This is a genomic window from Desulfomonile tiedjei (genome assembly GCA_016212925.1).
Lineage (GTDB): Bacteria > Desulfobacterota > Desulfomonilia > Desulfomonilales > Desulfomonilaceae > JACRDF01.
This window is the reverse complement of record JACRDF010000002.1, coordinates 125,497-133,687: the sequence shown is the minus strand read 5'-3', so window position 1 is coordinate 133,687 and position 8,191 is coordinate 125,497. Positions and strand designations below refer to the sequence as shown.

General features: G+C 55.7%; 4 protein-coding genes. All 4 read right to left on the bottom strand.

Annotated features, from left to right (window positions below):
* The coding region (locus tag HY913_00630) for an ankyrin repeat domain-containing protein (GenBank protein ID MBI4961756.1) at positions 1–3,030 on the bottom strand (3,030 nt) is incomplete at its 3' end.
* Between the two features lie 263 nt (positions 3,031–3,293).
* The gene (locus HY913_00625; protein MBI4961755.1) at positions 3,294–6,410 is read right to left on the bottom strand and encodes a CHAT domain-containing protein; all 3,117 of its coding nucleotides are present in this window, start codon (positions 6,408–6,410) and stop codon (positions 3,294–3,296) included.
* Positions 6,411–6,552: 142 nt separating this feature from the next.
* Positions 6,553–7,575, bottom strand: a complete 1,023-nt coding sequence (locus HY913_00620) for a zf-HC2 domain-containing protein (GenBank protein MBI4961754.1) — start codon at positions 7,573–7,575, stop codon at positions 6,553–6,555.
* Positions 7,572–8,180 carry a sigma-70 family RNA polymerase sigma factor gene (locus HY913_00615; protein MBI4961753.1) on the bottom strand — a complete coding sequence of 203 codons (609 nt, stop codon included), beginning with the start codon at positions 8,178–8,180 and terminating at the stop codon, positions 7,572–7,574. The genes HY913_00620 and HY913_00615 overlap by 4 nt, the downstream gene beginning before the upstream one ends.
* Positions 8,181–8,191 lie beyond the last annotated feature (11 nt).

Sequence of the window (8,191 nt, the reverse complement as noted above, 5' to 3'; positions counted from 1 at the left end):
GTCCGAGGCATTGACGCCAGCACCTCTTTCGACGAGAAGCTTCGCCACCTCCGCCCGATCCTCTTCACACGCGGCCATCAATGCTGTCCTTCCACTATTGTCCTTGGCATTGATCACCTTCTGCTTGGAGATCGCCTTGTCTGTCGCGGCCTTGTCCAACAGCAACTTGACCAGTTCGGTATTCCCCGCGGATGCAGCAGCCATAAGGGCGGTGGTACCAGAGGAATCCTTGCTGTTCATGTCGGTGGGCTGATTCAAAAGCTCCATGACCTTCTGAGAATCTCCATCCAGAGCTGCCAGTACAATCGGCGGGGATGACTTCGCGTCTCGAGATGCAGCAGCTTGTTCGCCCTCGCCTGTTTCCGGTCCCATGCGCCTGCGGCCATGCGACGGCCCTCTGGAGACCGAAGGCGGTCTGTGAACTGTCGCGGGTCTTGGTGGAGTCACAGCAGGTCTAGCAACTGTCTGTGGCTGCGGCCTCGGTTGGACCAAAGGTTTCGGGGATGGTCTAGGCTGGGATACAGCGGGTTTGGCCTGATCCGCTGGCTGTGCCTTCGCCTGCATCTTCGGTTGGGAAGATGCGGTGCCCGGCTTCACTGTGCCGGCTGAGGTGGCCTTCTCCGGTGCTTTGGGGCCAGTCGAGACCCTCTGTTGCTGATCTGTGCGCATCTGGGAAGCCATGCTTCGGATCTTTTCCATGTCCCTCGGTTGAGGAGCCTTGCCGCCAGGGGACTGAAGGCTGGGAATCGGTTTGGGCTGCGATTGAGCCTGGCTACCTTTTCCGGGCAGATTGGCTTTCAGGTCCGGACCTGCGGGGCCACTCTTGTCAGTCTTGGGGCCGGGTGCACCGGCATCCGGGTCAGGGCCGGTTTTGGTAACAGTCCATTTGCCTCCGCCCGTGGGCTGGGCAGGCTGAGTGGTCTTACCCTTATCTCCGCTAGGCTTGGAACCGGGAGCCCCAGCATCCGGGTCAGGGCCCTTAACCTTCCATTCCCCTCCACCTGTAGGTTGGGCAGGCTGAGAGGTTTTCCCCTTATCTCCGCTAGGCTTGGAACCGGGAGCCCCAGCATCCGGGTCGGGACCGCCAGGGGGTGTAGGTGCCTTCACAGTGATGGTTTTGAACTCAGGCGGCTTAACCACATCCCAAGGCAAACTGCCTGTTTTGCCCTCCGGGCCTTTGCCTGGGGTTGAGGGCTGAACCGGCAGGAAAGTAATCGGTTTAATCGGGATGAACTGCACTTTCGGACCAGTTGTACCAGTGTTAACCGGGGGTTGATTTGGCGTGGAAGGGGTCGGCGGCAAAATCGGAACTTGAGGTGTGAAAGTCGAAACTCTCCAACCGCTGCCACCGGAAGGCTGAGAGGTCCCGACACCCCATTTGCCGCCACCAGTGACAGGTACCGGAGGAATGTTCACTTTGGGCTCTGAGGCACTTTGGCCGCTCTCGCCGGACGACTGTGACGAACCGTGATCCTGCTCTATCGGATAATCATTATCCGTCGGTTTTTTGCAATCCCCTTCCGGGCATTGCCAACCAGGGTAATCTGGATCTATAGTAGCCGTTTCAAAAGTCTCAAACTCGGGCCACACAAAGGGATCCTTCTGCGGCTCGGGGTCACTCTCGCCAGGAGCAAACGGGGGCTCGTCAGTAGTCCAGTCTCCATCCCCAGGAGGGACAACCTGAGGCTCGTCAGTAGTCCAGTCTCCATCCCCAGGAGGGACCTGGGCGGTCTGAATCGGGCAGTTATTTGCCTTGAGGAAGTCGTCGGCTGCCAGCATGGCCTGATCGGCCTTGGCAATGGCGTCATTGGCCGCTTGTAGAGCGTTTGTGCTGTCCGTAATTCTGGTGTTGACCTCGTTTACGAACTGAATCGCCGCTTGTAAACCCGACTGATATTGTCCTGCATCAGCTAGTGCCGTCATGGTGCGCGGATCGTTCGGACCGAACTGCGCCAGATACTGCTGATAAATGGCGGTGCCGGACGCCAGCGCTCCCTGCCATTGATTAGCGAAATGCTGAGCCTCAGTCAAAGCGGCCTGGGCTTCATTCAGGGCTTGTTGTGCCTGATCTTTCTGGTCTTCTGCAGCATTCTTGTCCGTTTGCGCCTGCTGCTTCTGCTGTTCCCCGGTCTGGCAGTCCGTTGGCGGCTGAGTGACCGGGGGGGGTGGAGCACCTCCGCCTATCTGTATCGGTGGAGCCAAAGGGGCACCTTCACCGGGTTCGGCTGGAGCGCCTTCGCTCGGCTCACCGGGGGCTGGTTCTCCCGGCTCCGCGGCCGCACGCATGGGTTGGCATGAAGGAATGTTCGCCACTAATGTTCGCGGGATGGTGGTGCGCTCTATGAGCCGCTGCATCTCATCTGCGGAAGCTTTCATTACGGGCGAAGGCTCCTGGTTCTCTTCCACCACAACCTTCTGGCATGATTTCAGGAACCGAATTTCCTTGAACTCCTCGGAAGCATTCCTGACCGCGACTGAGCCGAAGAGAACCGTCACCGTGGTCTCGGAATTTTCATTGACCTCGATCACAAAATCGGCCGCGTCCTCGGTTTTAAGTACCGAAACGAGAGCAGCCGCTGCGGTAAGGGTGTAAGAAGACTCCGGCGTGGTCTCGGGCAACTTCTTTATGATCCGCACCACGCCTCTGGGCACGTCCCCGACGAATGATGAAGCCGCGCCGTCTCTTCGATATTCCACGGGCGTGAATAACGAGGACTGACCGAGAGATGTGTCGCCCTCGTCTCCGCGTGAGACCTGCTTCAGCCATATCTTGCTGTTCTCTTTGGATGTGACGGTATCGGCGACGTAAACCGGGTCATTGGTGACCAGGCGCTTCACCTTGCCATCTTTGGCTCGTTTGACCTCACCAATGCCCTGAATGCCGTTTGTCTGTCCGATTCGGAATGAATCGGAAGCAGTCGGCCGGGCTTGCGCCCACACGGGCGAGGTGTAGAAGCAACCGAGCAGACCGGCTGTAATAAACACGCTCGCAATCCAGCCATTCAGTACCTTGTTCTTCAGCCTTTCCATTGTTCGACTCCTCCTGCTGATGGGGTTTGATACCTCGTTGGTCTACAATTCGGAGGAACGAAAAAGGTACAACAAGAAAGACGACCGTTTATCGCGGCAAGGGCACAGCGTGCCGAACACCATACCAATCTGCCCGTGAGCCCGCGCACGGGATCGGGCAAATCGGATGGTGCAGGTCCCCCGGAATGACGATGTGTGATCATGGAAGCAACGTCCAAAGTTGGACTGTTCGAGAAAGTCCCCCCAGCCCCCATTAGCGAGTCTCAGTCCGTTTCCCCGACCAGAATGAAGGAGGCCCAGAAGAAGGGGTGCTCAAATCCTTTTTTTCTCAGTTCGGTTCTGCTGCGTGCCCAGGCCTGGAGTTTGCCGAGACCTTGATTCCTTCCATTGAAGAATTCCTCCACCAACAATACCGAGGGCTTTTCCGCAACCGACCAGAGGCTCATGATCACCGATCGCGCTCCCGCGGACTGGAAACTTCGCCCCATACTCATGACTCCCTCGCCCGCTAGCCTGACCCCAACACCGGTGTTGCACGCCAGGAGAGTGGCCACATCGGCGTTCATCTTCAGCCCGGCAACATCGCTCATGGTTAAGAGCCCGTCGATTCCCTCCGGCACCATAGTTAGGGCCAAGAATGGTTCCATGAGACCAGGGAAATCATTGGCTGTGAATCCGTGGGTTCCAAATACAACATGACTGTACAGATTAGGATTACCGGAAATGCGATTCAGGAACGCGCCCTTTGTGCACTGCAAGCCTGTCAGAACCTCGCAGGATTCTCCGAACTGCTTCTTCAGGATGGTGCCAAGCTCAGTGGTTTCCTTGAGTCGCCGGAGACTGACCGGACCCGCCAGAGCCTGCTCAACCGCGATCTTTACGCGAGCCGAGCTGTTGTCACTTGCCTGCAACTTAGGTATTGAGGCATCCCGGACTCTCTCGTCCGAGGTTTTGAATACAGGGTCGGCCATGACAATTACTGCATTGCCCGCCTTTTCTTTCTTGGCGAGCCGGCGAATCAGGGTCATGGTTGTCAGGGATTGAGAGTAGACGATTGGATTGCGGTCTCCCAAATAGGATACCCCGTAGGGATAATCTCCTTGTCTGCCGGTCTTCCAGGTTACGGCACCGCCCGTCACGAGGGCCTCAAAAGGTAGCAATGCCAGAACACCGTCAGGAATTATCACAACGGGCGCACCGGCCGGCACGGATTCCGTGACCAGAGCAGTCAATCGTTTATGCAACAAAGCGGCTAAGTCGGCATTGAACTTAGTCAGTTGGACCTTTTCGAATGGAGTCCTGAAGTCCCGAATGGCATTTTCTATTTCTTCGGGGTTTCCGTCGACCAAGGCGGCTTTGAGGATCTTCCGCCCTTTCAAGAGCCGGATGGCCACACCGTCGTCAACGAGATCGAACATAAGGACGTGCTCGTCAGGCCCGATATCCGCTTTTTCCAGGTTGACCGGCGACGGATGAACAACAGCGCAATAGTCGGCATGACGCTCGCACAGAGTTCTAACAAACTTCGTCAGTCCATCGGAAGCCCGTTTGATCTCATTGGTCATTTCGCCCCAGCGGCGACTGTCCGAAGATTTCGGCACAACCGAGATAGCCGTCTTGAGAGCCGCGAGCTTGTTGGCGAGACCGGCCTCCTGCTCGATGAGTTCCGGGGGGACACCGAAATGACGGCGGTCTGCTTTTTGGGAAATGTTGTCAGCGAATTCCCTCGCTCTGGTCGCCTCACTGGGATAGATGCTCCGGTCGGGCTTCTGCTGCTTCAGACTTAGCCTCACAAGGCCTTTTGCCGGCTCTGACCTTAGGAATCCGCTCACCTTTACTGAAAAGAAGTTCTTTCGCTCCGAGACGAGCAAGGCAGAGCGTATTTCTTCGACTGTTTCCACAGCTTTTGAATAATGTTTTTGGGCTCGATCGTAGTTCTTCATCACTTCGAATGTCTTGCCCAGTCCAGTGTGGGCGGCGAATAATTCGTCGAGGTTTTCTTCCTTTTGAGCTGCGGACAACAGTTGCTCGTAGGCTTTCAAAGCCGCTTGGGGCTGAGATTTGAGGAGATTAAATCGCCCGAGGGACGAGTCATAATCGGCTTCCTTTATGAGAGTCTCGGCCTCGTCCAGACGCCGCGCATCAAGTAGAAGGTCGCCCATGAGCTTCTTGGACCAATCTGTCGGGACGTTCGCCTGAGCGAACATGGGCAACGACATCTTCATAGTATCGATAGCCTGATCTACGCTACCTGCCAGAGCATAGACCTGACCCGCTTCGAGCATAATTTCGCCGGCCTCTGCGTATTGCCCAAGTTGAGCGGACATCTCTGCCGCCTTGCCATAATTCTCAGCGGCCTTGCCGTATTCACCCCACATTTTGAAGAAGTTTCCGAGGTTTCGGAGTGTCAGGACTCTAATGTTGTCGGGTTCTTCACGAGCTGTCAGGGCCGCTTCGTACCAATCCAGGGCCTGACCGTATCTGGCTCGATCCTTTTCCAGTACCCCCGAGTTGTTTGCAGCCATCTGCACATCTCTACTATTGCCGGCGGGAAGCAGAAGCTGGAGAGCTTGCTGACCGATTCTTTCCGCTTGCTGGAAATCTCCCCCAGCAATGTACGCAGCCACGAGGTTTCGGAGATCTATGCCTTCGGCCGCTCTGTATCCCAACTTGCTGCTGATGGCAGCGGATTTGGAATAATACTCGGCGGATTTCCCGACCTGCCCTGTGAGGTAATACGCGTGGCCCAGCCTCGTTGCGGCTTCTCTCTCCTTCAGCGGGTCCCTGGACTTGGTGGCGGCTTGAAATTCGCCGAGAGCCTTGCTCACTGTCGAGGCAGGTTCCTTTTGGACGGAGTCCTTCAGTGCCGTGTCAATGTCGACGGCAAGCTCTTTGAGGTATGGGACTCGCGGCTTTGCCAGTTTTCGCTTCGGCCCCTCTGTCGCCTTCTGAGCTTTCCGACTCTGCCCTGTCTGTTCGCTATCGTCCGCCTTTTCGCGCCGAGATTTTTGGCCCGAAGTCCCCGACCGATCCAGGCCACTGCACTCGGAGCAGGAGGACACTTCGCTCCCCCACTTGTTGCAGAATCTCTCGGAAACGTGCTCGCACTTTTGCCTCTGATCACGCGTACAGAACCAGCAGCAAAGGACAGTTTCGCCAGAACCGGTCAGATTACTTTCCCTGGCATCCAAATCGCCGGGAACGTTTGGGCGAGGGCCGGGACGCCCCCGAAATATGAATTGAGCCGACAGTGAGTCTCCGTCGAATTCCTGCAATTCGGCAAAATGACATACACACACTGCCAGCGCCACCACAGGTATCGCCAGCCACATCACCTTTCCTTTTTTCCGGCTCTTCGAGATAGCTGAGAAACACCGCATGGCTACCCCCTTTGTCTGGATATGCGAGTTTGCTGATTTAATTCATGGAATTGGACTACAAACCGCTTTCGCTTCTATACATCTCAGGACAATCAATGACCTTGGTATGCAGTAATCGGAATCTATGGATCCCGGGCTGTGTTCATGGCCTCGCACTTTGATGATCCAGCGCGGACAATGCCAATCTTTCCAGAGTAGGGATCAGTTGGGCTTCCGTCAGATCTCTCGAATCCTCTTCCCTGACAATGTCTCCTGTAGTTGTGTCTGTGAAGCGGGCCACGATTCCAAATCTTTCCCCCGATTGCACTATTTCCAATACTAACAGTCGTGAGATTCCTAGCTTGGAACTCATTTCTGCGGCGATGGCCTTGTCATCTAGAGCTTTCAGACGGTCTGGACCGACGGCGCGCTCCAAATCTGACGGAGACACCACATCGTAGCGTTCGCGAACATCGATCGGGGGCTCAAGCGACCTGTAAAAAGCATCTATGCGATTTTGGTCCGGTGGGTGCTTGAAGTTTGTCAAGAGCACGACGACTGCGAGACGTTCTTTCTGCGCATCGGTCGGCATGCCTTCAGGAGGCACTTTTCCCATGATTCTCAGATCGGAAGGCCCCGGCGCCCAAGCAACGGAACTAAGCGCCATCGTACGGTGAATGGATTGGGTGGGATAGAATATTACAACACACAATAGCGCGACGGCCACTGCCGCAGGCACTAGAGCAACCGGTCGAAACAGATCCTGCAATCTGTCGAGCAGTTCGGTAAACCAAAGAAAGCTGGATCGGGCAGGCCGATCCTCGGAACGATCGCCGGCAAGCCCTTGCATCCTGGCCCAAAGCGTCGTGGGCACGCCTCTTTCGTGGAGATCTGCTCTAAATGATTCGGCAATTTCGTTGCACGAATGGCACTTGTTCAAATGCGAAGATATTATTCCAAGAGGATCTTTACCCATTTGGACTTGGTCAAAAATCTCCCAAGGTTCGGGACACATGGCTTGAGTGTTCTTTTCAAGGAGCGATGTCCAGCGCCGCGTCTCTTCAAGCTTTGACTTGCAATCCGAGCAGTCGCGAACGTGATCCTCAAAGCTCGCTCTTTCCTCCGGGCTCAGCAACCCTTCCAAGTAGGGAAGCCGAAGGTCGTCTATGTGATCTGATTTGTTCATCTTCTATATCCCTCGCGCTCTACGCGAGCGTAATGGGCCTTTAGTTCTTCCAGACAACGGCCTGCCTGAACGGCCAGCGACTTTTCTTTTCCGCCCGAAAGACAAACGATCTCTTTGAAAGAAAGTTCCTGGAGATAGCGAAGTCTGAGAAGGTCCCGGCATTTGTCGCCGAGTCTCTTGAAGGCCAGCTTCAGTAATTGGCGCTGTTCGAGGTCGGCCATCTGGTCTTCCGGCGGATCAAGATCTGATGCCAATACGGTGACAGCGGGGTCTTTGTGATCGTGATGATCGACGGAGACGGTTTCTCCGTCGCGTTTGCTCGCGGTGCGCTTTCTGAATTCGTCGATGCAAACCCGTTCGCCGACGACCCACACGAATTTGGACAGAGGATATTGATGATCGTAGGTGTTGAGTGCGGTAAAAAGAGCTAGGAAGACATTCTGGACCATATCCTGTAGCTCATGCTCACGACACCTTACGTGCGTGTGAACGACCTTTCTAACGAGCATGAGGAACCGGTCATAAAACTCATCCCAGGCAGTCCTTGACCCGGCAAGACACTGCTCTACGAGCAGGCGATCTTGCGACTCCAATTCACGCCCCATGAGGCCCCCCA